Source organism: Bartonella taylorii 8TBB, from assembly GCF_902825155.1.
Lineage (GTDB): Bacteria > Pseudomonadota > Alphaproteobacteria > Rhizobiales > Rhizobiaceae > Bartonella > Bartonella taylorii_A.
In genome coordinates this window covers 59,146-84,997 of sequence record NZ_CADEAG010000004.1, presented here as the reverse complement: position 1 = coordinate 84,997, position 25,852 = coordinate 59,146, and the positions used below count along the sequence as shown (strand labels likewise).

Genomic DNA, 25,852 nt, shown 5'->3' with positions numbered 1-25,852 from the left:
TTTGATAAAAATATTCGACTCATAAAAGATTGTACTGAAGAAAGCTTATGAAATAATTTCTCATTATTTTGAGAATTGTTATTCTAATATTGTGTCTGATAAAATGAATTTACCTTTTGATAAAGAACATATTGAGCCAATAGAATTACGGTCTGCTTTACAAGAGCGTTATTTGGCTTATGCGCTTTCTACTATTACACACCGTGCGTTACCTGATGTACGTGATGGTTTGAAACCTGTGCATCGGCGTATTGTCCATGCAATGCGTTTGCTCAAACTTAATCCAGGACAGTCCTATGCAAAATGTGCACGGATTATTGGTGATGTGATGGGAAAGTTTCATCCGCACGGTGATGCATCTATTTATGATGCATTAGTGCGTTTGGCGCAGAATTTTGCTGTTCGCTATCCATTGATTGATGGACAAGGTAATTTTGGTAATATTGATGGTGATAATGCTGCTGCTATGCGTTATACGGAAGCACGTATGACTGAAGTGGCAGCGTTGCTGCTTGAGGGTATTAATGAAAACGCCATTGATTTTCGTTTAACCTATAATGAGGAAGATGAAGAGCCTGTTGTTTTGCCCGGGGCTTTTCCTAATCTTTTAGCAAATGGTTCATCAGGTATCGCTGTTGGTATGGCAACATCTATTCCACCCCATAATGTTGCTGAGCTTTGTGATGCGGCACTACATTTAATTACACATCCTGATGCACATGATGAGGAATTAAATCAATTTGTGCTTGGACCTGATTTTCCAACAGGTGGCATTTTAGTTGAGCCTAAAAAGAGTATTGAGGAATCTTATCGGACAGGGCGTGGTTTTTTTCGGTTGCGTTCGCGTTGGCATCAGGAAGCCGGCAGTCGTGGTTCTTATGTGATTATTGTTACTGAAATTCCCTATCAAGTTCAAAAGTCACGACTTATTGAAAAAACAGCAGAATTATTGCTTGCTCGGCGATTACCAATGCTTGAAGACATTCGTGATGAATCGGCAGAAGATATTCGTATCGTACTTGTTCCTAAAAATCGTACAATTGATCCTGAACTCCTCATGGAATCCCTTTTTAAATTGACTGATTTTGAAGTAAGATTCCCTCTAAATCTCAATGTTTTGTCTTTGGGAAAGATACCGAACGTTCTTTCTTTGCGCAAAAGTTTGCAGCAATGGCTTGAACATCGTCAAGAAGTGCTTATTCGTCGCTCTCATTATCGTCTTGATGAAATTGATCGTCGATTAGAAATTCTTCACGGATATCTTATCGCATATTTAAATCTTGATGAAGTGATTCAGATTATTCGAGAAGAGGATGAACCCAAAAAAGAACTGATCGACCGTTTTGAATTAACGGAAAATCAAGCTGAAGCGATTCTTAATATGCGGTTGCGGTCTCTCCGTAAGCTTGAAGAATTTGAAATTCGTAAAGAATTTGAAACTCTGAAGGCTGAAAAAGAAAAATTGCAGAGTCTGTTAACTTCTCATACAAAGCAATGGGAAATAATTTCAGAAGAAATCATAAAGGTTCGTAAAATTTTTGGTCCTGATACTTTCTTAGGGAAAAGGCGTACAACATTTGAAGAAGCACCAAGACATGATATTAGTGATATTCATCAAGCAATGATCGAAAAAGAACCAGTTACGATTGTTATTTCTGAAAAGGGGTGGATGCGTGCTTTAAAAGGACATTTAAGTGATTACAAAGCACTTTCTTTCAAAGAAGGGGATTGCTTAAAGTTAGCATTTCCGGCTTTCACTACAGATAAGATTGTGGTGGTAAGTACTGGCGGAAAATTTTTTGCTATTGGTGCAAATAGCTTGCCTGGAGGGCGTGGACATGGTGAACCAATTCGTATTTTAGTTGATATGGATGATGAACATGATGTTCTTACAGCTTTTGTGCACAATGCAGAGGAAAAACTTCTCTTGGTTTCATCTCATGGAAATGGTTTTATTGTACCTGCAGCTGAAGTAATTGCTAATACACGAAAAGGCAAGCAGATTATGAATGTGAAGTCCCCTGATAAAGTAAAGCTTTGTGTTCCGGTAAAAGGTGATCATGTTGCAGTGGTTGGTGAAAATCGTAAAATGCTTATTTTTGCCATTGAACAAATCCCAGAAATGAATCGTGGTAAAGGTGTTCGTTTGCAACGTTATAAAGAGGGTGGTATTCTCGATGCCAAAACTTTTAATTTATCAGAAGGTTTAACTTGGCAAGATACAGCTGAACGCTGCTTTAATCGTCAAGTTAATGATCTCATTGAATGGATGGGAACGCGTGCTGGGGGAGGGCGTTTGGTTCCAAAAGGCTTTCCTAAATCAGGAAAATTTACCAATTAGATTGTACTGCATACTTAATCTTTGGTAAAGGTGGCTTTTAACCTTTTTTATCACGATATTTATTCAGGATTATTTTTTTGCCTAAAGAAATGCCCACGTTCGGCCCATAAAACTAGAACTATGGCAATGAGACTAAGAAAGAAAAAACCTGCCGAATTAGGGATGGTTGTTTCATTAAATTGTTGCGCAATAAAAAAGCTAAGGCCTGTTCCGATAGATGTTTGAAGAAAGCCAGATACAGAAGATGCTGTTCCTGCGATTTTTCCTACAGATTCGAGAGCAAGTGTATTGAAATTTGCCATAATACCGCCGCATGCAAACATTAGTATGCAGAACAACAGCATGAAAAAAGGAAAAGGGATAACGCCATCTGCTAAGATGGATCCGACAAACCAGATGAATGAAGTGGCACAAAAGAGTAAAAGCATTGTGTGTGCGATACGGCGCATTCCGAGACGTCCGACAAGTTGAGAATTAAAGAATGAGGATAGAGCTTGAAACGCAGCACCAAGAGCAAATGCAAGGGGAAACCAGAGACCTAGGTTATAAATCCCCTCATATGTTTGTTGTGATGTATTAACGGCGGTAAAAATGCAACCTAGAATGATAGAAGTTGCCAGTGTGTAGCAGAGTGTTGTGCGATTGGTTATAACGATCCATAGATTATGTCTGATCGAAGAAAAAGAAAGAGAGCGTTGTGCATAAAGAGTTTCAGGCAAGCGCAATTGAATCCAAATCATGAGACCAAAACCGATCATTGCCATGAATATAAAAATGAATTGCCAGTGCCCGAATAGTAGAATAATTTGTCCTGTTGCGGGTCCAATCATTGGTGCGATAAGAAAAACCATCATGACGATAGACATGACTTCTGCCATTTTTCGACCACTATAGAGATCACGTACAATGGAAACAGTGAGTACACGCATAGCGGCACCTCCCATGCCTTGCAAGATACGTAAAATAAGCAATAAAGAAAAATTGGATATAAAAGCACAACCAATCGCCGTAAATGAATAAAAAGCAAGACCAATGAGAAGGATCTTACGTCGCCCATAACGATCACTTATTGGACCAAAAAATATTTGTGTGATACCATAGCTAATAAGATAACAAGAAATGATATAATGCTGATCATTTTCATTAATGACATGTAAGCTGTTCAAAATATCAGGCATAGCCGGCAGCATAATGTCAACGGCTATAGAATTGATGGCCATAAGCGAACCAATGAGGATAACAAATTCTTTATAGCCGATTTTTTTTCTAATCGTATCACTATGCGTTTGTTCGTCGATTGAATGTGACATATGCGTCCTTGAAATAAAAGTTTCGACTGAACACGGTTCTATAAAAGACTGGATAAAATAAGAGATGCTTATGATTTATTGCAGGGAATGTCTTTTTCTTTTAGCAGTTCTTGCAATTCATTGTTTTGAAACATTTCTTTAACAATATCACAGCCTCCAACAAATTCACCTTTTATATAAAGTTGCGGAATTGTTGGCCAATTTGAATAGTTTTTGATTCCTTGACGCAATTCATTAGAAGTTAAAATATTAATCCCTTTATAATTTAACCCTAAATAGTCAAGGATTTGAACAACTTGACCTGAGAATCCGCATTGTGGAGCATCAGGTGTTCCTTTCATGAATAAAATGACATCATTTGTTTTAATTTCGTTGTCAATAAAATTATGAACAGTAGTCATCTCTATTCCTCGATATTGCAGATTTTATAAGTGTGTATTTATGTTCATACTATTTTCTAATCGTATTGAGTGAATGAATGCAAGAAGAAATTTTTAAATTATTTGGGAATATTGGTTTGTAGTGCTAAAGCATGGAGGTCGTTTCCCATATTGCCTTTAAGAGCATCATAGACCATTTTATGTTGCTGAACACGGCTTTTACCGCGAAAACTTTCGGAAATAACTTCTGCAGCGTAATGTTCTCCATCGCCAGCAAGATCATGAATTGTTACAGTTGCATCGGGAATGCCTTCGCGAATAAGTGCTTCAATTGCACTGGCACTCATTGCCATGATTGTTCTCCTGTGTTTGTTAATTTGTTAGTAAGATTAGCATAAGGTCCAAGAGAAATGAAAAAAATCTTTATTTTTCGCCCATAAATTCTGGAAACCAGCTTTCATAGGCTTGTATGAGCTCATCTACAGAAAGTTTTAATATCCCATCTATATTAAGCAAAGTGCCTTCAACTATACCAAGCTTTGTTAAGGAAATTGCACTTATTTGTGCAAGTTCTTTAAGGCTATTCAGTGCTTCAGGTTTGATTGCTAAGAGATAACGCCCTTGGTCTTCTCCGAAAAGTTCTGCATGCTCTGGTGATTGATTGCTTAATTTTGCTTTGATTCCTTTACCTGCTTTTATGACCATTTCTGCAAGTGCAATAGCTAATCCTCCATCAGAAATGTCATGCGCGGCATGAACAAAACCACGATGAATGACATCTCGAACAAATTGTCCATGCTTTTTTTCAAGTTGTAAATCGACATGAGGTGGTGCACCTGTATCAATATTTAAAATGTCCCGTGCGTAGATTGATTGTCCTAGATGAGAGCCGCAAGCTCCAATCAGAACAATATTATCTCCATGTTGCATACCGCTGATTGTCACCATTTTAGACCAGTCGTCAAGAAGACCAATACCAGCGATTGTGGGGGTAGGAGGAATTGCTTCTCCATTGGTTTCATTATAAAGAGAGACATTGCCTGAAACGATAGGAAAATCGAGAGCTTTACAAGCTTCACCTATGCCTTTAATAGCAAAAACGAACTGTCCCATAATTTCAGGCTTTTCAGGGTTACCAAAATTGAGATTATCTGTAGCGGCTAGTGGTTTTGCGCCCGTAGTGCTAATATTTCTCCAGCATTCTGCAACGGCTTGTTTTCCTCCTTCGTAGGGATCAGCTTCACAATATCGAGGTGTCACATCAGAAGAAAAGGCAAGAGCACGTTTGTCGTTATTGCTTACACGGACGACTCCTGCATCGCCTCCTGGGCGAACAAGCGTATTACCTTGTATAAAAGTGTCATATTGTTCATAAATCCATCGCCGTGAACTTTGATTGGCAGAGTTTAACAGTGTAAGGAGTGCATCACCAAGATTTTCGACTTTCTCAACGTCTTCTGCTTTAAGAAGTGTTTTTTTAGCAGGCTCACTCCAAGGACGATCATAAACAGGTGCTTCATTCCCCAGTTCTTTTATAGGAAGATTAACGACTTCTTCCCCTTGATGCTTTACGCGAAAACGTAAATCATCTGTTGTTTTGCCAATAATGGAAAAATGAAGTCCCCATTTATGAAAAATTTTAGCTGCTTGTTGTTCCATTTCTGGTTTCAGAACCATGAGCATACGCTCTTGGCTTTCAGAAAGCATCATTTCGTAGGCTGTCATGTTTTCTTCACGAACAGGAACTTTATCGAGGTTAAGCTCTATACCCAAATTTCCTTTTGCTCCCATTTCAACTGCAGAAGATGTTAAGCCTGCTGCTCCCATATCTTGGATAGCAATGACAGCTCCTAGTTCCATGAGTTCTAAGCAAGCTTCAAAAAGGCATTTTTCCGTAAAAGGATCACCCACTTGAACGGTTGGGCGTTTTTCACTGATTGAATCATCAAATTCGGCAGAAGCCATTGTTGCTCCACCGACACCATCACGTCCTGTTTTGGCACCAAGATAAACGACAGGAAGCCCTACTCCTTGCGCTTTAGAGTAAAAAAGAGAGTTTGTTTTTGCAATACCAGCGGCAAAAGCGTTGACAAGGATATTGCCATTGTAACGCTTATCAAAATTCACTTCTCCTCCAATGGTTGGAACACCAAAAGAATTTCCATAGCCACCAATTCCAGAAACGACACCAGCAACAAGATGGCGTGTTCGAGGATGATCAGGAGAACCAAATCGCAATGCATTCATGGTTGCGATAGGGCGGGCACCCATTGTAAAGACATCTCGTAAAATGCCACCAACACCTGTCGCCGCACCTTGATAAGGCTCAATGTAGGAGGGATGGTTATGACTCTCCATTTTGAAAACTACGCATTGACCTTCACCAATATCCACAACACCAGCATTTTCACCAGGTCCTTGAATAACACACTTTCCTTTTGTTGGGAGAGTTTTAAGCCACTTTTTAGATGATTTATAAGAACAATGTTCGTTCCACATTGCAGAAAAAATTCCCAGCTCAGTAAATGTTGGCTCTCTCCCAATTAAGGTTAGGATATGTTGATACTCATCATCTTTTAAACCGTGTTGTGCAATTAATTCTGGTGTAATGGCGATATTATTATTGCAAGGATTCATGAGTAGTTTATCCGTAAAATTAATCAAAATTTAGCATTTTTATTCTTTTAAATCTAGCAGCTTAGATCATAAATGGTTGTATTGTTTGATAAGGCAGAAGTGCACAAACCATTAACTGAGACTCTAGTGATTTATTCGGTGATTCAAAGACCAGAAACGGCTTTTGAATAAATCTTTGTGTGTTTTTAGAGAAATACCATCCACTGGGTCTGTAAAGTCTTTGATTCGTAAATTTACTGCATAGGAGATGATAGAGATTTTTGACTTTAAAAAAGTTAAATAACATAATTTCTCTTTTATTATTACCCATTTGCAAATTCTAAAGCACTTTGGAAAAGTAAGCGGCCATCAGTACCACCATGTGCTGGTTCAATGAAATTTTCAGGGTGAGGCATCATACCAAGAATATTACCAGCTTTATTGGTAATACCAGCAATATTATTAAGTGAACCATTAGGGTTTGTATTTTCTGCGTAGCGGAAAACAATTTGCTCATTATCTTCCATTTGTTTTAATATTTCACTGTTAACAAAATAATTTCCATCATGATGTGCAACAGGACAACGAATGATTTGTCCTTTAGAATAATATCGAGAAAATTTTGTATTGGTATTGGTTACTTCAAGCTTTATTTCACGACAAACAAATTTCAATGAAGCATTACGCATTAAAGCACCGGGTAATAATCCAGCTTCCAATAGAATTTGAAATCCATTACATATACCGATTATTGTAATACCTTTTTCTGCTTTCTCACGAACGGCTTGTAAAACTGGTGTTCGTGCGCCAATAGCGCCACATCTTAAGTAATCCCCATAAGAAAAACCACCAGGAATAACAATGACATCTACATCTGGAATTGTTGAATCTGTTTGCCAAATTTTGAATGGTTCAACGCCTGTTATATGATGTAATGCTGCGACCATATCTCGGTCGCGATTTAGTCCAGGCAATTGAATGATGGCAGTTTTCATGGAAAGTTCCATTTAAAGAAGTTCTACAGTGTAATTTTCAATAACAGTATTTGCAAGTAACTCTTCACACATTTTTTCGAGTTTTTGCTTTGCCGTTTCAGCAGGTTGATCATCAAGCACAACATCAAAAACCTTCCCTTGGCGAATAGAGTGAATGCCTTTGAAAGCTAAACTTTTTAAAGCATTAACAATCGCTTCTCCTTGTGGATCAAGAACGCTGCTTTTTAGGGTAACTGTAACGCGTGCTTTCATTTCTTATTTCCTGTTGCTAAAATCTCTCTCCTTGAGGAGGTCTACTTACCAATGTCAAGGAAGGTGATATAACGTCATCTTATTGTTTATTTTACTAAAACGGGACCACTTGGTCGTGGAGGCTCATTTTCATTGATGATTCCGAGACGTTTGGCAACTTCTTGGTAAGCGTTAATAAGTCCCCCCATATCATGCCGAAAACGATCTTTATCCATTTTTTCTCGTGTTTGCATATCCCATAGTCGGGCAGAATCAGGTGAGATTTCATCAGCAAGAACAATGCGCATCGTTTCATCTTCCCACAAACGACCAAATTCCATTTTAAAATCAACTAATTGAATATTAACACCTGCAAAAAGTCCAGAAAGAAAATCATTAATACGAATCGCAAGTTGCATAATGTCTTCTATCTCTTGTGGAACAGCCCATCCAAAGGCAGTGATATGTTCTTCAGTTACCATTGGGTCATCAAGAGAATCATTTTTATAATAAAATTCAATGATGGATTGCGAAAGAGCGGTTCCTTCTTCCAATCCCAAACGTTTAGAAAGAGAGCCAGCGGCAATGTTTCGAACAACAACCTCCAACGGAATAATTTCAACGGCTTTAATGAGTTGTTCGCGCATATTTATACGCTTGATAAAATGTGTTGGGATACCCAAACGGCTAAGATGGCTGAAGATATGTTCCGAAATACGGTTATTTAAAACCCCTTTTCCGTCGATAACTTCATGCTTTTTTGCATTAAAGGCAGTTGCGTCATCTTTAAAAAATTGAATATAGGTTCCTGGTTCAGGTCCTTCATATAAAATTTTGGCCTTGCCTTCATATATACGGTGGCGACGATTCATTATAGTTCTCTATTGGTTTGAGAGGTTTTAAATAGCGTTGATAAGTGATACTATCCTAATTGGCAGAAATTCTCAATGATTGCTATAACACTTCTTATAACTTTTGTCATTGTGGGGCTGCAAAAGAAAAATGGAACTGCGTAGATAGGGTAAAGACGATTATCTTTTTTGGATCAGATTTTTGCAAGAAAATGGGAGAGAACCATAAGCCCTTCAGGCCAAGGTCCATATCCAGATTCTGCATTAATGTGGCCTGACTGACCAGCGTCAACAAAGAGAGCTCCCCAATCATTGGCAAGGTTCTCTGCTACTGAGAATTGACAAAATTCATCGTTTCGGCTGGCTACAACTACAGAGGGAAAGGATAATTTTTTGCAATAATAGGGGCCAAATGTCATTAAATGTTTGGGGCGTATTTTTTCATTACTTACATCTGGAGGTGCAACAAAAAAGGCACCACAAACTTTTTCTGCGTTTTTTAGCGTTGCTTGAATAGCCGTTGGAACTCCTAATGAATGGGCAATAATCATAACGGGTTTTTGAGCTTGTGCAATGGCGATTTTAACCTCGTTAACCCATTCTTCACAAACAGGTTTTGACCAATGGGCTTGTTTAACGCGGCGGGCCGTAGACAATTTTTTTTCCCATCGTGTTTGCCAATGATCAGGACCAGATCCTTTGTAGCCAGGAACAATAAGAATATCGAGTTGATTTGCTTTCATGAACTATTTCTTTCATTACAATAGGTTTTGTCTCATAGGTAGAAGACAATAACTCTGTTCCTGATATGCAATCTTCGTCATTTCCCAAAAACGCGTTTAAAAATCGTGTTAATATGTTTGGTGTGGTAAGAAAGGTCGAATTTTTCGCGAAGTTCCGCTTCACTTAAGACTTTTGTAATATCGCCGTCATTGAGCAGTTCTTCTAAAAAATCTTTTCCTTGTTCCCAAACCTTCATCGCATTTCGTTGTACAATCCGATAAGAATCTTCACGACTAATCCCAGCTTGCGTGAGTGCTAAAAGCACTCGTTGTGAATGAACAAGCCCGCGGAATTTATTAAGATTTTTTTGCATATTTTTGGGATAGACAATTAGGTTTTCAATGACAGATGTGAGTCTGGCAAGAGCAAAATCAAGTGTAATGGTAGCGTCAGGGCCAATATAACGCTCAACAGATGAATGAGAAATGTCTCGTTCATGCCAAAGTGCTACATTTTCCATGGCAGGTATTGCGTATGCACGTACCATACGCGCTAACCCAGTTAAATTTTCTGTTAAAACTGGATTACGTTTATGGGGCATAGCAGATGAGCCTTTTTGCCCAGGTGAGAAATGCTCTTCTACTTCAAGTACTTCTGTTCGTTGTAGATGACGTATTTCTATAGCTAGCCGTTCAATGGATGAAGCAATAACACCAAGCGTTGCAAAGAACATAGCATGACGATCACGTGGTATAACTTGGGTAGAAACGGGTTCAAAACGCATACCCAATGCTTTTGCTACATGTTCTTCAACGCGTGGATCAATGTTAGCAAAAGTTCCTACGGCTCCTGAAATAGCACAAGTAGAAATTTCTTCACGTGCTGCAAGAAGGCGTTTGCGGCAACGGGAAAATTCAGCATATGCAAGGGCGAATTTGACTCCAAATGTTGTTGGTTCAGCATGAATGCCGTGACTTCGCCCAATGGTGATTGTTTCTTTATGTTCAAAGGCACGTTTTTTTAACGCTTCAAGAAGTTGCTCTATGTCTTTTAGCAAAATATCACTCGCACGCATCAACTGAATATTTAGCGTTGTATCTAGAACATCTGATGATGTCATACCTTGGTGGATGAAGCGTGCTTCTGGTCCAACAAATTCAGCTAAGTGGGTTAGGAATGCGATAACATCATGCTTGGTGATTGCCTCAATTTCATTAATGCGATTAACATCAAATTCGGCTGCGCCCCCTTTTTTCCATATAATCTTTGCTGCTTCTTTTGGAATAATTCCTAGTTCAGCAAGTGCATCACAGGCATGTGCTTCAATTTCAAACCAAATACGATATTTCGTTTTTGCTGACCAAATTGTTACCATTTCAGATCGGGAATAACGTGCTATCATGATTTTTCCTTATTGTGAGAGAGCTGCTGCTTGGCGCAGTGCGTTAATACGTGTTTTGTAAAGTTCTTTGTTTCCATCTTTATAAATTGCAGAGCCTGCAACAAATACATTTGCACCAGCTTTTGCAGCTATTCCAATTGTATCAACTGTGATACCACCATCTACTTCGAGATCAATAGGCCTGTTAGCGATCATGCTTTTAACGCGTTTGATTTTATCTTTCATTTCTGGAATGAAATTTTGTCCACCAAAACCAGGATTGACTGTCATGATGAGGATAAGATCTAATTGATCAAGCAAATATTCAAGCACATGTTCTGGTGTACTTGGATTGATTGCAATTCCTGCTTTTTTTCCTGTTGCTTTGATTATTTGTAGTGAACGATGAAGATGGGGGCTTGCTTCAGCATGAATGGTTATAATATCTGAACCAGCTTGTGCAAAAGCTTCAAGATAAGGATCTACAGGTGCGATCATCAGATGAACGTCAAATATTGCTTTGGTTAATGGACGGAGTGTCTTGACGACATCAGGGCCAAAAGTGATATTAGGGACAAAGTGGCCATCCATTATATCAAGATGCAACCAATCTGCACCGGCATCAACAACATCTAATACTTCTTTGCCAAGTTTGGAAAAATCAGAAGCCAAGAGTGAAGGTGAAATGAGATGAGAATGAGGCATTAAGATCTCCTAGGTTGGCTTTTTTAGCATGTAATTCTGTATACTAAAACATCATTTGTATTATAGAGTATATGAATAGATCTTTTTATGGAAAGATCACTTGGAATTTTAAAGCTGTATAAGTGAAAGATATGTCAAACCATACAACACATTTAATGCCTGAACTTCAACATAATATTACTGTTTCTTCGCAAGAATATCGAGATGCTATGAGTCATTTTGCAGGAGCTGTGCATATTGTGACAACGAATGGCATTAAAGGACGGCGCGGGGTGACAGTTTCAGCGTGTTGTTCTTTATCTGATGATCCCCCAACACTTCTTGTTTGCCTCATGCGGCACAACCTCAAGAATCAGTTGTTTATGGAAAATGGAAATTTTTGTGTTAATAGTCTAGCAGGAAAACATCGTTCATTAGCAGATATTTTTTCTAAACGTGGCAATTACACACAAAATGAACGTTTTGATATAGCACAATGGGGTACGTTGCAGACTGGTGCACCTAGTCTTTCAGATGCTTTAGCGTCTTTTGATTGTCGTTTGATTTGTTGGCATGAACATGCAACCCATTTTGTTTTGATTGGTGAAGTTGTTGCAATCAACCGTAATCAAGAAAAAGACGCTTTGATGTATTTGAATCGTGAATATCATACTCTATCTTTATAAGAGTTTTTGTTTTTTGCATATTTAAGGTGATTTTTTTTAATATATTTGAAGTTTAGCCCAATTGCTGGTGAAGTTCATTTTACATGATATTGAATATCTGTATCGCCTTCTTTTATAAGCTTCTAGCTATCTTTTATAAGCTTCTAGCTATAATTGGAAAAGAGGGAAGAGGAGGGTTTTTATCGATAGTTGTGCCAAGAGAGTACATGCTATGCAAAAGAGTAGTGAAAATCTAAAAAATAGTTTTAAACACATTCTTAGAGAAGTAAAAAGAGCATTTTATACTTGTGTTGATTGGTGTTGCACAATATATAGTCCGCACGTACTATATATGGAGGTTTTTATGGCATGAGCGAAGAGATTGATGATCAATATCGCCCTAGTGAAGATGAGCCTTTTATGAATGAGCGACAAAAGGCGTATTTTCGTGCTAAATTAGTTTCTTGGAAGAATGATATATTAAGAGAAGCGCGTGGGACTTTGGAAAATTTGCAAGAAGAGAATGTTGGTCAACCCGATTTGACTGATAGAGCGTCCTGCGAAACTGATCGTACAATCGAATTACGTGCTCGTGATCGTCAGAGAAAACTCATTTCAAAAATAGATGCTGCTTTGGAGCGCATTGATAATGGAACTTACGGTTTTTGTGAAGAAACTGGCGAGCCTATTAGCATAAAGCGTCTTGAGGCTCGACCGATTGCAGTTTTATCGTTGGAAGCACAAGAACGCCACGAACGACGGGAAAAGGTTTATCGTGACGATTAAAGTCGATTGAGATGATGAGCAAATGAGATGTACGGCGTTAGAGTTTCATATTTTATTTTTTGGGGGTAGGGATAAATAAGGATGGCTCCTGCCGTCCTTCAATTTCAGCGGTAATTGCTGAATCTTCTACGTTTTGCTTCATAAAAGAGCTCGGGGAAGTGTTTTGCGTATGTTTTCTTTCATTTCTGGAAAAAGATATTTTTTCTGTGAGATTGGGATTTATTTCTGTTGTTGTTAATGTTGGTTGTGTTTCTTTCTTTTGTATCATGGATGTACTGGTAATATTGGATTCTACAACAACATCTGTCAGTCCGCCAATAAGGAGTAAATGCTCTTTATCATCACAACGTACCAAAACAAGATGACGTGTGCGATCTATAGCAATTGTCTCGCAGAGAGTTAATCGCGATAGATGCTTTTTTTTGTTGATACTGAATCTTCCTGTATTTAAACGACGCACAAATAGGATGATTGTAGCAAGAGCTGCAATTGTTATTATAAAAAACACAACGCTTATGGTTATGTTCGCGGCAGATGCGCCTATTTGGTTTGATAACCAGATATACATGGAGTTTCTCTTATTTTGGAATGGAAATATTATTTTTTATTGAGATAAGTCTGTAAATATACCCTTAAAAGGTTTGCTTATAACATAAGATAAGTGATTTTTCTTAAAGAGATATTATCATGGTATGTACTTTATAACAATGATTATGGAGGTAATTTGTGGTAATAGCTCTAATCGAGGCAAAGCGAGATGGATAAAAGTTTTGAGAATAGTGGGAGATTATCGTCTTCTTCTGTAAATCGAAGAGGTGTGGTTTTTGGTGTTATTTTTGTAATAGCTTTTCTCTTCATTGTAGGTATTCTAGATTTTTTTTATCCGCAAAGCTCTTTGCAAAAGATTGGATTGATTTCTTTTTTGGCTTTAGCGATTATAGGGGTGGCTGCAATCGTTCTAATTGGAATGGGAGTTTTGAAATGTAATGCAGTACAGTTTCATGAAGATTTTGATCTTAGCATCTTTAATAGTGGCGATGATGCAATTATAGTCTCTGATTTGTCTGGTTTTGTTTATTACTCTAATCAAAATTACCGAAAAATTCTTACCTATAAGCCTGAATCCACTTGTTATGTGGTTATTGCTGATCTTCCAGGGGCTGGTGCACTTGCGTATCGCTTAAAGGTTGCGGCACGTAGTCATCTTGCAGCGCAAGAAGAATTAAGGGTGGAGCAACCGATTTTTGCCCATTCTGTACAAAAGAAATCTGCTTGGTACAATATTTCTGTTCAACCAATTACAAGGGGGAGAAAAAAACTTTTATTTTGGCGTATTGCCGATATTTCGCATTTGCAAGAATGTCGTGAAGTTTTTTTCTCGAATCTCCAAGAAGCTATCAATCATTTAGATCAAGCTCCTGTTGGTTTTCTATCCGTTAATACCCAAGGAAATGTTCTTTATGCAAATACAGTTTTTGCTGAATGGTTTTCAATTGATTTGGCTAACTTTACTATTGGGCAATATAGTTTTGATCAATTATTTGGTAACGTTGGAATTAATAGCGCGTGGCGTGATATTTGTTTGCAATACGACAAACATCAAAGTTCAGGGTACTCTTTACCTTATATATTTTCGTTATGTTTAAATTCAGAGACAGGTATTAAGAAAATATTGAATTGTTTTATGTGTGTTTCTTCTCTTTTAGAAGATGAAGCTATTTATCGTATTGTTATAATTCCACAGCAGGTACAAAAGGGAGAGGACGGTGATCAATCAAAATTACCTAGTGTACTGGTAGGGTATTTTGATGCAAGCCCTTTTGCAATAGCAGTGGCGGATCAGAAAGGACATTTGATTCACATGAATAATGTCTTTTCATTGCTCACGGGATGTACGGGAAAAACTATCAATCTTTATGATGTTATATTTCACCATGATCGTGCGCAGTTAGAGCGTGCCTTTCAGAAAATCATGACAAATAAAAATTATTCAGTCTCTCTAGAAACAGTTTTAGAAAATAATGAAGAACGCCATTTACGTCTCCATATTATGCCTATACTGTCCTATCACGGTGAAGCATTGCGAGATTTGGTCATTATCTCTGTCATAGAAACAACAGAACAAAAAACGCTTGAAGATAAAATGATGCAAAGCCAGAAAATGCAAGCTGTTGGGCAATTAGCTGGCGGTATTGCTCATGATTTTAATAATGTTTTAACAGCAATTTTGATGTCATGCGATCTTCTTTTAAATACACATCGTAGTTCTGATCCTGCCTATGCTGATCTTATCAATATCAAAAATAATGCTAATCGTGCAGCTGCGCTTGTACAACAATTACTAGCTTTTTCTCGGAAGCAAACACTCCGTCCTGAAGAAGTGGATTTTACAGAGTTTTTATCAGATCTTCGCAATCTTATTTTACCTCTTTTAGGCAATAATGTTCAGTTAAAAATTATTCATGGAAGAGATTTGTGGAGCGTTGAAGTTGATCAAGCATCTTTTCAGCGTGTTATTATGAATTTGGTTATTAATGCGCGTGATGCTATGCCTGATGGAGGGGTTGTAACGATTACAACAAATAATATTACAAAACAACAGAGTGCTGCATTTGATCATGTTGGTTTTGCGATTGGTGAGTATGTGCAATTGACTGTTTCAGATATAGGAACTGGTATATCAGCTACTATACAAGAAAAGATGTTTGAACCATTTTTTACAACAAAGGAAGTTGGACAAGGAACAGGGCTTGGCTTGTCTATGGTTTATGGAATTATTCAACAAACAGGTGGTTACATTTACTGTGATAGCAGAGAAGGAGAGGGAGCAACATTTCATATTTTTCTCCCCCGGTACATTCCTCATAATAATGGAGAAATTTTTCCGCTGATTGAAAAAGGTGAAGAGCAAGAAAAAAATACAGATTTAACAGGATCGGCGACTGTTTTGTTGGTTGAAGATGAAGATGCTGTCAGAATGGGTGGGGTAAGAGCACTTCAAATGAGAGGATATACTGTTTTAGAGGCTGCAAGCGGGGTAGAAGCACTTACCATTCTTGAGGAAAATAAGGGGGCTATTGATATTATTGTTTCTGATGTAGTGATGCCAGAAATGGATGGGCCTACTTTGCTTAAGGAAGCACGTAAAAACTATCCTGATATCAAATTTATTTTTGTTTCTGGATACGCAAAAGATGCTTTTGCTAAAAATCTTCCACAAGATGCTGTTTTTGGTTTTTTATCTAAACCATTTACACTCAAACAGTTAGCACTAATAGTTAAAGAAACACTTGCACAATGAAATGAAAAGTTGTGTGATAGAAACATTGTTTATTTTAAAATTTTTTAGACGAAGATGAGTGTGTTGAAAAGACAAGCGTAGTAATGCGTAAAGCCTAATGAAATCGATACCGATAGAAAGCTAAAAAAGCATCGCAGATTTTGTATAAAAATACTCATGAAGATGGAGTGAGCATATCCTATTAAAACTTTATAAGAGAAGAGTTGCAGGAAAGTTTTTACAATGTTAGAAAGTGCTGGTTGATATACTCAAAAGGAGAAAAGCTGTTGTTGCGTATTTATCATTTTTTTGTTTCCATCAATGAAGGATTTTAAGGCTTCGGGATAGAGTTTATGTTCCGCTTTAAGGACTCTCTCTGCTAAGCTTTCAGCGGTATCATTTGGACACACTGGAACAGCTGCTTGGGCAAGAATTTTTCCTGCATCCATATCTTCTGTAACAAGATGAACAGTGCAACCAGTAATTTTAACGCCTGCTTGTAAAGCTCTTTCATGTGTCTTTAAACCTTTAAATGAAGGTAAAAGAGAAGGGTGAATATTTAAAATTCGGCCTTCATAAAGTTTTACAAAACGCGATGAGATGAGGCGCATATAGCCAGCAAAGCAGAGAAGATCTGGCTTATATTGAGCTAAAATCGTAAAGATAGCTTCTTCGTGTGCTTCTTTTGTTGGATAGTTTTTGCGATCAACAATGTGCGTAGGCAAGTTATTGTTACGCGCTTTTTCAATGCCGGCAGCATAAGGATTATCACAAATAACTGCTATGATTTCAGCAGGGTATTCTTTTTGTTTACTTGCTTTGGCAAGGGCAACCATGTTAGATCCGTTGCCAGAAATAAAAATAACAATTTGTTTTTTCATAAGTGCAGGACACCTTTATAGAGTATTTCTTTATCTTGGCGTTTTGTTAAAATGCCTAGGGGGGTAACGGTTTCTCCTTGTACTTCAAGTGCTTGCGTAATTTTTTCAACTGCGTGTTGCTCTACGATAATAACCATGCCAATGCCGCAATTAAATGTTCGCAGCATTTCTGTTTCTTCTATTTTGCCTTGTTTTGCAATCCATGAAAAAACTGATGGAACATGAATGACAGAAAGATTAATTTCAGCGCACAGAGAAGATGGAAGTACCCGTGGAATGTTTTCAGAAAAGCCTCCACCGGTGATATGGGCAAGAGCTTTAATTCCTTCATAATTTCGCATAATAGATAGGAGCGATTTTACATAAATGCGTGTTGGTGTGAGCAATGCTGTACCAAGGCTGATTTGAGGACTAAATGGAGCAGGGTTTTCCCATTTTAGGTTATTTTGTTGGATGATTCGTCTTATAAGAGAAAAGCCGTTGGAATGAACTCCAGAAGCGTTAAGTCCTAAAATAATATCGCCTTCTGTAAGATTTTTTGAAGGGAGTAATGCGCTGCGTTCGCATGCTCCTACAGCAAAGCCTGCTAAATCATAATCTCCTTCTGCATACATGCCTGGCATTTCTGCAGTTTCTCCTCCAATAAGAGCCGCGCCTGCTTGTTTACATCCTTCTGCTATACCAGAAACGATTGTAGCACCCTGTTCAGGGTTCAGCTTACCCGTTGCAAAGTAATCAAGAAAAAAGAGAGGTTCAGCACCTTGTACGAGTAGATCATTAACGCACATGGCTACGAGATCAATACCGACAGTGTCATGTATACCTACTTCAATGGCAATTTTTAATTTTGTTCCTACACCATCATTGGCCGCTACAAGAATAGGATCTGTGAAACCGGCTGCTTTTAAATCAAAGAGACCACCAAATCCACCAATTTCTGCATTTGTTCCTGCTCGTTTTGTTGAGCGTATAAAGGGTTTAATTTTTTCTACCATGGCATTACCCATGTCGATGTTTACACCGGCTTCTGCGTAGGTAAGAGCACACTTGGATTTATTATTTATGAGATCTTTATTGCTCATTGGAGTCTTCCTTATGGAAAATCAGATTTTGGTGTTATGCAATGCCATGATAAAGTTACCTCTGCAAGAGATATTGATATTTAGTATTTAATAAATAAGCCATTTTGCTTGACCTATGTATTTTCTTGACCCATGTAGAAGAAGTTTATAATCTTTTGTGAAGAATTTTTTAGGATATTTTATGAGCAAGGTAGATAATCACGATCATTTTGCTTCGCAGCTTGTGAACAAGAAAGTGAGTCAGAGTGGGTCTCGTGACCGTTATAAGACTTATGTACCAGCTTATACTCAAGTACCGTTACTGAACAATATGAAAAAACAAATTTTTTTCTGGCTTGGTACGCTGATTTTTTTCATTCTTTTTATGTTTGTTTTTGGATCCGTTTTGCTTCCTTTTGTAGCAGGGATTGTGTTGGCTTACTTTCTTAACCCCATTGTTCAATTGTTTGAAAAGTTTGGTATTCGTCGTGTTTTTGGTACTATCCTCATTACTTCGTTTATTGTTGTTATTTTTGTTGCTGCTTTAATTATTTTAATTCCTATTATCAGTTGGCAAATACAGCAGTTTATGAGTGATGGCTTGCCCGTCTATATTAGTCGTATTCAAACTTTTTTTGTTGAACATGATTTTGATTGGGTTAGGCGCTATTTTGGTAGTGATCCAACTGAATTACAGAGTAATATTAAAGGGCTTTTGGGAAAAAGTTCTGATTTTATTACATCTCTTTTGAATTCACTTTTGAAGTCAGGAAAATCTATCGTTAATCTTGTGAGCCTATTTGTTGTGGCACCTGTGGTAGCATTTTACATGTTATTAGATTGGCCGCGTATGGTTGCAGCAGTTGATTCGTTAATACCAAGGGACCATCTTGAGACAGTTCGCAGTATTTTTTATGAAATGGATAGAGCTATTGCTGGCTTTGTTCGTGGACAAGGAACAGTTTGTTTAATATTGGGAGGGTATTATGCTATTGGTTTAACTATCACGGGACTTAATTTTGGTCTTTTGATTGGTATGTTTATTGGTCTTATCAGCTTTGTTCCGTATATTGGTACAATGAGTGGTTTTGTGCTTTCTGTTGGTGTTGCATGGGTTCAGTTTTACCCCAATAATTGGGTTTGGATCGTTGTTGTTATGGTTCTCTTTTTAATTGGTCAGTTTATTGAAGGTTATATTCTTCAACCAAAACTTGTGGGGTCATCAGTGGGATTGCATCCGGTGTGGCTGATGTTTGCACTTTTTGCTTTTTCTTCACTCTTTGGTTTCACCGGTATGCTTGTTGCGGTTCCTGCTGCTGCGGCTGTTGGTGTTTTGGTTCGTTTTGCTCTTCATACTTACCTTAATTCTCAAATGTATTCACGAAGTGGAAATTCGGAGTTGCTAGAATGAAGGGGCGTGAAACGCAATTATCCTTAAACTTCTTTTATAATCCGGCTTTCCAATTTGATGACTTGGTAGTGACGGAAAGCAATCGTATGGCTTTTCAGCTTATTGATCATTGGCCAAATTGGGTCTTACCTATTGCAGTTTTGGTTGGAAAAGAAGGATCTGGGAAAACGCATTTTTCTAGCGTATGGGCGCAGAAAGCTGACGCTTTAAGTTTTCATCGCAATGAAGTTGATCAGGCTATTGCTGTTGCTTCTTCAGGAAGATCACTTTTAATTGAGGATATTGATGCGGATGAAATTAGTGAAACAGGGCTTTTTCACTTAATTAACAGCGTTAAGCAAGCAAATCTTGATGTACATCATGCTACTTTGTTGATAACAGCACGTACAGTACCTTCAGCGTGGAATTTAAAGTTAAATGATCTCAAAAGTCGCCTTAATTCGGTTATGTTAATTGCGATTAATCAGCCTGATGATGCATTGTTAACAGCTGTTGCTTTTAAACTTTTTTCTGATAAGCAGATTATTGTTCATCCGGATACTATTGCGTACCTTGTAAGCCGTTGTGAGCGTTCTTTATTTTCATTAAAGCATGTTATTGATTCTGTTGATCAGTTAGCATTAGAAAGAAAAAGCAAAATAACGCGGGCTGTTATTGCTGAAGTCCTTAACATGCAAATGCAGTGAATATTTTCTGGATATAGCACAAATTATTCAATAAAAAATACTTATATTTTCCTCGCTTTTACAAGCGTATTTAGACATTTGAAAATGATTTTAGAGAAGTAAGATTTTTCTCTTTTTTCTTTTGAGAAAAGTGTTTGTTTTTTAATTTTTGCATTGATATTTTAGGAGAGATTAGCATTTTTAAAAATAAAAGCGGTTTAAAGGCGTGAGTGACAGGGTGCCAGATCATTTTTTCTTATGATGCGTATTAGATTTTATATGAAAGAGTGATGATGTTGAAGCTTTATAGTATTGAGGATTTTTTTGTGCGACTTGGAACATTTTTGTCGCAAAAATTATATTTGCTAGATGTTTTTAATATTGTAAAAGTTTTCTTGAAGTAATATGAGAATTGTAGAATTTTATTAGAGGAATTCATTACTTGTTAAGGTGGGATGACTTTTTTTCTTTTTTGGGTGTTGTTTTCCTTATTTCTGCCAATGAAATGTATCACTTAGCAAAAAAAAGGAATTAAAAAGGTTTTTTCTTGTAAAGAAGTGCAAAAAAATTAAAAAAGATGTCTTTTCCTCTTGCGCTTCTGTTATGAAAATTTTAGGGAATGTGCATCAAATAAATGTAAACGGCGGAGCGTAGCGCAGCTTGGTAGCGCACCTGATTTGGGATCAGGGGGTCGTAGGTTCGAATCCTATCGCTCCGACCATATTTGGTTTTATATGAAAGAATGGTCCGATTGGGTGCGTGTGGTGAGAAATTGTCATTCAAGCGTTTTCGTCAGTCTGAAGGAAGCTAATCATGATCGCACGTATTTATAGTCCTGCGAAGACAGCTATGCAGTCAGGTAGGAGAAATACTGGTTTTTGGATTTTACAATATGAGCCATTACAGGCAAAAATTCTTGAGTCTCTTATGGGATATACGGCAACATCTGATATGAGTAGTCAAATAAAAATCCGGTTTAATAAGCAGGAAGAGGCAATTGCTTTTGCTCGTAAGAATGCTATTCCTTATCGTGTAGAGAAAACACATAAGCCAATTCGTCGTGTCGTTTCTTATTCTGATAATTTTCGCAGTGATAGACATCAACCTTGGACGCATTGAGTTAAGGATGTTCTTTTGGATTGAGAAAAATCAGTTGGTCCCGTAGCTCAGCTGGATAGAGCAACGGCCTTCTAAGCCGTGGGTCACAGGTTCGAATCCTGTCGGGATCACCATATTTAAATAGAATAAATAGATATATAAAAGTTTGGAAACCTTTCTTCTTTTGATTTTTTCTATTTTAGGTTATTGCCTATCAGCCATTTTTGTAAGAAAAGGGGATTCTGTCCAATAAAAGTGCTATAAGTTGTAATGCTATAGTCTCTGCATTACTGGTATGTGTTGCTGTTAATTTTTCAGTTCATCTGCTAATTTTCAAATTCCTATTTGATTACGCGCTCACGAAACAGATTGCTTTAAAACTTTCTTTAGTGCGTTTATTTTTGCCTTTCCTACAAATGAATATTTTATCTCCAATAGGACAAATTTTAAGGATTTCTACTCGTTCAGACAAAATAAGAAAAACACTTATTTAAAAATTAAACGACAAAAAGCCTTCCTTAACTATATACTGAAACGTTATGCGAATAAGATCTAATGTACTTCCACTCATATGCTCTAAAAAAGTGATTACTACCTGTTTTTGAATTTCAATGGGTATGTGATGCTCATACAAAATCTAATTTTTATCCATGATTTTCCATTCTTTTAGCCTTTCTTGTAAAGTGACTGTAGTGTACTATTATATCTAAATATTTTGGCAGCAAGTTTGCTATAATAGGTATGAAAAAAAGAATCATGAAGCGGTCGTCAGATTAGAAAAAATAGTATTTTGGAGAAAGAAGTTGATGCTTATCATAAGTTGTTTGCAATAGACTCTCTTATTTATTGAGCTGTGAGATTATTGGCATGTGTGCTAGAATCCTGAAATGTTCTTTCATAAGAGAGGCTAGAAAAGTGTAGAAAAAAGAATACGTTTTGTAGAGTAGGTATTGGAAAATCTTATTCTCCAATTGTCGCCCACACATTTCGTACCTTTAAAAGATCCACACAATCAAGAATCTATTTGTTATATAAAGCTAAATGGTGGGCGTGACAGGGATTGAACCTGTGACCCCTACGATGTCAACGTAGTGCTCTCCCGCTGAGCTACACGCCCATTTCATGACGTTGCATACACCACATAGAATTACAAACGTCAATGCCTAATTTAGTTTTCTATTTAATCAGTCACGAATAACTTGAAAAAATAGCCTTTTAAGCAGCTATAAGTATTTTTTCAACTTCATTAACGAGTTCACGCAAGTGAAACGGTTTAGAAAGCACTTTTGCATCAGGAGGAGCATCGCTATTTGAATTGAGTGCAACTGCTGCAAAACCTGTAATAAACATCACGCGTAAATCAGGATCAATTTCAGTAGCGCGTCGTGCCAGTTCAATACCATCCATTTCTGGCATTACAATATCAGTAAGGAGAAGGGAAAATGGTTCTTCTTGTAAACGCTCATATGCGCTGGCACCGTTATCGAAATCTGCGACTTCGTAGCCTGCACGTTCTAAGGCTTTCGCTAGAAAGCGGCGCATGTCGTTATCATCTTCTGCGAGCAGGATTCGTTTCATGATTATATTCCAATGGCTCCATTCGTCAGAGTTTTTTGCCACATCAATTATACAATATAGAGTATTTATAAAAAAGACGATAAAATACTCACAATTGTAATGAATGATAAAATGGTTAATTCTTACATTATTTTGAGAATACAGTATATTAGTTGTGAGTTGGTTAAATTCGAAACGTATGTGTATGAAAAGAAGAGAGCCGTGTCTGAATATTTTAAGCGCGATTTATGTTTCTTTTTAATTTTTTCATTTTGGTACGCGCTTCCTTGAAGGGAGCATGGAAACATTAATTTCAAAAATTTTTTATATTTTAAATGGAGAAGTCAGAAAAGCTATACGATAAAGCTGAGTTTTTATAGCTATTTTTCCTGTATACTTGTATGAATTATATAGTGATATAACATAAAAAATTAATAATAAACAAGAAATGTATTAAAGTATCTGTACTTTAAATTCTAAAATATATTATTTATTAATAACTATTACTTTATGGAAAAAATATCATCGAGAATAAATGCATCAAATGCAGCCCAAAATTGTTTTTTGTAACTTTCTTCATGCATGATTGTATCAAGTTCCGCACCTGTAATGGTGATGCTGTCTGTCAGGCGTGTGTGTTCGCATAATTGCCGCACCTCAATGTTATTCGCAATATTGTTTTGATTGGCGAGAATAAATAGTGTTGGGATTCGTAAATGTCCATGATATATATTTTCCTTCATAGAGGAAATTGCATTCAGTACCGATGCCATCCATTGGGATGTTGGCGATTTCATAGAGAGGAAAGGTACTCTATTAGTATACCCAGGTTGCATCTTTTTTTGTTTTTTTTCTTTGAGTTTTGTTCCACCTCTAGCTGGCAAGAATCCTAAGCCTATATCAGAAAGAAATTGTGTTAATTTATGTTGGAAGCCATTTGTTTTATTGCTAAGCGGTGCAAAAAGGGGAGAAACGCAGAGCATTTTTTTAAACTGATGATTAAGGAGATCCAGTCCGCTAAGTGCTATCAATCCTCCCATGCCATAGGTGAGCATATAGTAAGGTGGTGGACAACTAGGATAAACGGCATTTATAAGAAATTCATTCAAGTCATTAATATCATTGTTAATATCAAAATAATGATATCGACTCTGTTTTTGTGTATTGAACGATGATTTTTCTCGATCAAACCAGTCAAATATTGCTGTATGAAAACCACGTTTAGAAATTTCATTTATTGGTAAAAAATATTCTTCTAAAGCATTTGCATAGTTTTGGAGAATAACAATTGTTCCCTCGGATTTTTCCATATCAGGACACGTTATAGAAAAACGGATTTCGCGATCCGTGGCTATTTTAAGATAGCTACTACGGATATTGGAAGGAGTGGAATCGCAAACTGTGTGATAAAGAGATGTTTCCAATTGAAATCCTTTACAGTGTATTTTGCAAACTTAGTGCAAAGTGAGATAACGAGAGGACTTACATTTATGTAATGATAAAGAAGGATTAAGAAACAGTTATGTTGTTTTGTATGTTTTTACAAATTCAAGCATAAAAGAGTTGAAATAGGACAAAGCAATTACCAGATAAATGATGCGGTCGCTACTCTGGGCCGCTGGTTCACGGACAGTTTGCCATTCGGGAACTTTGTGAGTCAATTAATTATAGTCGCTCTAAAGGAGGGCAATATTATGCGTCAAGTAGACTTTTCACCATTTTATCGTTCAACAGTAGGTTTTGATCATCTTTTTAACTGGTTTGATTCTAGGACACAACCTGATGATGTTTCTTCTTATCCACCCTATAACATCGAGCGTTTAACTGAAGATTCTTATAGAATTTCTATGGCTGTTGCTGGTTTTTCTCAAGATGAAATCGATATCGAAACGCATTGCAATCAGCTGATCGTTAAGGGTGATAGAAAGCCTGAAAATGATAATGAAGAACGAGAATTTCTTTATCGAGGCATTGCGTCACGTGCTTTTGAGCGGCGTTTCCATTTGGCTGATCATGTTAAGGTTATTGGAGCAGAGCTTGGTGATGGTCTTCTTCATATTCAGCTTAAAAGAGAAATGCCAGCTGAATTAAAACCAAAGAAGATAGCTGTGCAGACATCAACATCTGCCGTGAAAAATGATAATAATCATACTATGCGTAAGGCGAATTTAGAAGTTGAGAAAACTAAATGATTATTAATTCCTTCTATGATTATTCTCATTGAGATAGCGAAGTGGCGCGAGACATAAGGTCTCGCGTTTTATATATTTTTTCTTAAAAAGAATACTATTTAAGTAAGACTACCTATTCTAGTTTATGGCAATGATTCTACTGCGTATTGCTGTATATTGAGAAAATGGAATAGATTTTTAAAGCTTCATCATGCTAAAAGATAATAGTCTCATTCAAAAAAATACATTCTGTATTTACTGATATATTCTTCGGGAAAAGTGGTCGGAGCGGCGGGATTCGAACCCACGACCCCTTGACCCCCAGTCAAGTGCGCTACCAGGCTGCGCTACGCTCCGAACTGTGTAAAACGCTTAAATGACTGTTTCTTTAAAGGCAAGAGAAAAATAAATAGAATCAAATCTAAAATGCTTTTGCACTTTTAAAGAGAGCTTTCTAGAGTGAAAATGAAACTTTGCGTTTTGATATTTCTTTGTTCATTAAGATAAATAATTAAACTGTTCAGCTCTTGATTTTGTTGTTATTTTATCGCTGTTATATTCACATATTTATTTTAATTATTTTGTGTGAATTGTGAGGTATAAGATAGGATTTGTATGCTTTTAAACGCATTCATTTTTTCTGATATTTAAGAGGTGTTATAGAAGAATGATACCTTTTTAGTATTTCTGTTTGTTTATTGAGATTTTTCCAAAAAGGTAGAAACTTTTATAAGTATGGTAGCAGATAGATGATATTGGAGAAAT

General features: G+C 37.1%; 23 protein-coding genes and 4 tRNA genes. 10 read left to right on the top strand and 17 right to left on the bottom strand.

Going from position 1 to position 25,852, the window contains the following annotated elements; translation table 11 throughout:
* Positions 1–91: 91 nt before the first annotated feature.
* Positions 92–2,341: a DNA topoisomerase IV subunit A gene (parC, locus tag J7R13_RS04505; RefSeq protein ID WP_208437659.1), complete on the top strand. Its 2,250-nt coding sequence runs from the start codon at positions 92–94 to the stop codon at positions 2,339–2,341.
* Between the two features lie 59 nt (positions 2,342–2,400).
* Here the strand turns inward: parC and J7R13_RS04500 are convergent, their stop codons facing one another.
* The 10 genes from J7R13_RS04500 to rpe all read right to left on the bottom strand — a co-directional run bounded on the left by J7R13_RS04500 (position 2,401) and on the right by rpe (position 11,533).
* On the bottom strand, positions 2,401–3,651 hold the full coding sequence (locus J7R13_RS04500; RefSeq protein WP_208437658.1) for a multidrug effflux MFS transporter: 1,251 nt from the start codon (positions 3,649–3,651) through the stop codon (positions 2,401–2,403).
* Between the two features lie 68 nt (positions 3,652–3,719).
* Positions 3,720–4,052, bottom strand: a complete 333-nt coding sequence (gene grxD, locus J7R13_RS04495) for a Grx4 family monothiol glutaredoxin (protein ID WP_208437657.1) — start codon at positions 4,050–4,052, stop codon at positions 3,720–3,722.
* 98 nt (positions 4,053–4,150) lie between these two features.
* Positions 4,151–4,384: a BolA/IbaG family iron-sulfur metabolism protein gene (locus tag J7R13_RS04490; protein WP_004859001.1), complete on the bottom strand. Its 234-nt coding sequence runs from the start codon at positions 4,382–4,384 to the stop codon at positions 4,151–4,153.
* A gap of 70 nt (positions 4,385–4,454) precedes the next feature.
* Positions 4,455–6,668: a phosphoribosylformylglycinamidine synthase subunit PurL gene (gene purL, locus J7R13_RS04485; protein WP_208432727.1), complete on the bottom strand. Its 2,214-nt coding sequence runs from the start codon at positions 6,666–6,668 to the stop codon at positions 4,455–4,457.
* A gap of 302 nt (positions 6,669–6,970) precedes the next feature.
* Positions 6,971–7,642, bottom strand: coding sequence for a phosphoribosylformylglycinamidine synthase subunit PurQ (gene purQ, locus J7R13_RS04480; RefSeq protein ID WP_004858997.1), 672 nt, complete (start codon positions 7,640–7,642; stop codon positions 6,971–6,973).
* 12 nt (positions 7,643–7,654) lie between these two features.
* Positions 7,655–7,894, bottom strand: coding sequence for a phosphoribosylformylglycinamidine synthase subunit PurS (gene purS / locus J7R13_RS04475; protein WP_208437656.1), 240 nt, complete (start codon positions 7,892–7,894; stop codon positions 7,655–7,657).
* Positions 7,895–7,980: 86 nt separating this feature from the next.
* Positions 7,981–8,745, bottom strand: a complete 765-nt coding sequence (gene purC / locus J7R13_RS04470) for a phosphoribosylaminoimidazolesuccinocarboxamide synthase (protein WP_004858990.1) — start codon at positions 8,743–8,745, stop codon at positions 7,981–7,983.
* Positions 8,746–8,918: 173 nt separating this feature from the next.
* On the bottom strand, positions 8,919–9,467 hold the full coding sequence (locus tag J7R13_RS04465) for an RBBP9/YdeN family alpha/beta hydrolase (RefSeq protein WP_208437655.1): 549 nt from the start codon (positions 9,465–9,467) through the stop codon (positions 8,919–8,921).
* A gap of 77 nt (positions 9,468–9,544) precedes the next feature.
* Positions 9,545–10,849 carry an adenylosuccinate lyase gene (gene purB, locus J7R13_RS04460; protein WP_208437654.1) on the bottom strand — a complete coding sequence of 435 codons (1,305 nt, stop codon included), beginning with the start codon at positions 10,847–10,849 and terminating at the stop codon, positions 9,545–9,547.
* 9 nt (positions 10,850–10,858) lie between these two features.
* The gene (gene rpe, locus J7R13_RS04455; RefSeq protein WP_208434283.1) at positions 10,859–11,533 is read right to left on the bottom strand and encodes a ribulose-phosphate 3-epimerase; all 675 of its coding nucleotides are present in this window, start codon (positions 11,531–11,533) and stop codon (positions 10,859–10,861) included.
* A 131-nt stretch (positions 11,534–11,664) separates the two neighbouring features.
* Between rpe and J7R13_RS04450 the strand changes: the two genes are divergently transcribed.
* Positions 11,665–12,198 (top strand): flavin reductase, encoded by a 534-nt coding sequence (locus tag J7R13_RS04450; RefSeq protein ID WP_208437653.1) that lies wholly within the window; start codon positions 11,665–11,667, stop codon positions 12,196–12,198.
* A 348-nt stretch (positions 12,199–12,546) separates the two neighbouring features.
* Complete coding sequence (gene dksA / locus J7R13_RS04445) at positions 12,547–12,963, top strand: RNA polymerase-binding protein DksA (protein ID WP_004858975.1); 417 nt, start codon at positions 12,547–12,549, stop codon at positions 12,961–12,963.
* A 52-nt stretch (positions 12,964–13,015) separates the two neighbouring features.
* Here dksA and J7R13_RS04440 read toward each other — a convergent pair whose 3' ends face one another.
* On the bottom strand, positions 13,016–13,531 hold the full coding sequence (locus J7R13_RS04440) for a flagellar biosynthetic protein FliO (RefSeq protein WP_208437652.1): 516 nt from the start codon (positions 13,529–13,531) through the stop codon (positions 13,016–13,018).
* Positions 13,532–13,720: 189 nt separating this feature from the next.
* Here J7R13_RS04440 and J7R13_RS04435 point away from each other — a divergent pair, with 189 nt between their 5' ends.
* Positions 13,721–16,264, top strand: coding sequence for a response regulator (locus tag J7R13_RS04435; protein ID WP_208437651.1), 2,544 nt, complete (start codon positions 13,721–13,723; stop codon positions 16,262–16,264).
* 248 nt (positions 16,265–16,512) lie between these two features.
* Here the strand turns inward: J7R13_RS04435 and purN are convergent, their stop codons facing one another.
* A complete protein-coding gene (gene purN, locus J7R13_RS04430; RefSeq protein WP_208437650.1) occupies positions 16,513–17,124 on the bottom strand; it encodes a phosphoribosylglycinamide formyltransferase in 612 nt (203 codons plus the stop codon).
* Positions 17,121–18,206, bottom strand: coding sequence for a phosphoribosylformylglycinamidine cyclo-ligase (gene purM, locus J7R13_RS04425; protein WP_208437649.1), 1,086 nt, complete (start codon positions 18,204–18,206; stop codon positions 17,121–17,123). Before purM ends, purN begins: the two co-directional genes overlap by 4 nt.
* Positions 18,207–18,387: 181 nt before the next feature.
* Between purM and J7R13_RS04420 the strand changes: the two genes are divergently transcribed.
* From J7R13_RS04420 to J7R13_RS04400, 5 genes are all read left to right on the top strand, one after another.
* On the top strand, positions 18,388–19,596 hold the full coding sequence (locus tag J7R13_RS04420) for an AI-2E family transporter (protein WP_208437648.1): 1,209 nt from the start codon (positions 18,388–18,390) through the stop codon (positions 19,594–19,596).
* A complete protein-coding gene (gene hdaA / locus J7R13_RS04415) occupies positions 19,593–20,282 on the top strand; it encodes a DnaA regulatory inactivator HdaA (RefSeq protein ID WP_208437647.1) in 690 nt (229 codons plus the stop codon). The genes J7R13_RS04420 and hdaA overlap by 4 nt, the downstream gene beginning before the upstream one ends.
* Positions 20,283–20,905: 623 nt before the next feature.
* A tRNA-Pro gene (locus J7R13_RS04410) sits at positions 20,906–20,982 on the top strand.
* A gap of 92 nt (positions 20,983–21,074) precedes the next feature.
* Positions 21,075–21,380, top strand: a complete 306-nt coding sequence (locus J7R13_RS04405; protein WP_208437646.1) for an ETC complex I subunit — start codon at positions 21,075–21,077, stop codon at positions 21,378–21,380.
* 36 nt (positions 21,381–21,416) lie between these two features.
* A tRNA-Arg gene (locus J7R13_RS04400) sits at positions 21,417–21,493 on the top strand.
* 908 nt (positions 21,494–22,401) lie between these two features.
* On the opposite strand, the gene J7R13_RS04395 is transcribed toward J7R13_RS04400, so the two are convergent.
* From J7R13_RS04395 to J7R13_RS04385, 3 genes are all read right to left on the bottom strand, one after another.
* Positions 22,402–22,476: transfer RNA gene (locus J7R13_RS04395), tRNA-Val, on the bottom strand.
* Between the two features lie 98 nt (positions 22,477–22,574).
* Positions 22,575–22,937: a cell cycle two-component system response regulator CpdR gene (gene cpdR, locus J7R13_RS04390; protein WP_004858948.1), complete on the bottom strand. Its 363-nt coding sequence runs from the start codon at positions 22,935–22,937 to the stop codon at positions 22,575–22,577.
* Between the two features lie 482 nt (positions 22,938–23,419).
* Entirely contained in the window at positions 23,420–24,340 is a 921-nt protein-coding gene (locus J7R13_RS04385) for a serine aminopeptidase domain-containing protein (RefSeq protein WP_208437645.1), read from the bottom strand.
* A gap of 270 nt (positions 24,341–24,610) precedes the next feature.
* On the opposite strand from J7R13_RS04385, the gene J7R13_RS04380 reads away from it, so the two are divergent.
* Entirely contained in the window at positions 24,611–25,108 is a 498-nt protein-coding gene (locus J7R13_RS04380; RefSeq protein ID WP_208437644.1) for an Hsp20 family protein, read from the top strand.
* A 259-nt stretch (positions 25,109–25,367) separates the two neighbouring features.
* Here J7R13_RS04380 and J7R13_RS04375 read toward each other — a convergent pair.
* Positions 25,368–25,444 (bottom strand) — tRNA-Pro (locus J7R13_RS04375).
* Between the last annotated feature and the right edge of the window lie 408 nt (positions 25,445–25,852).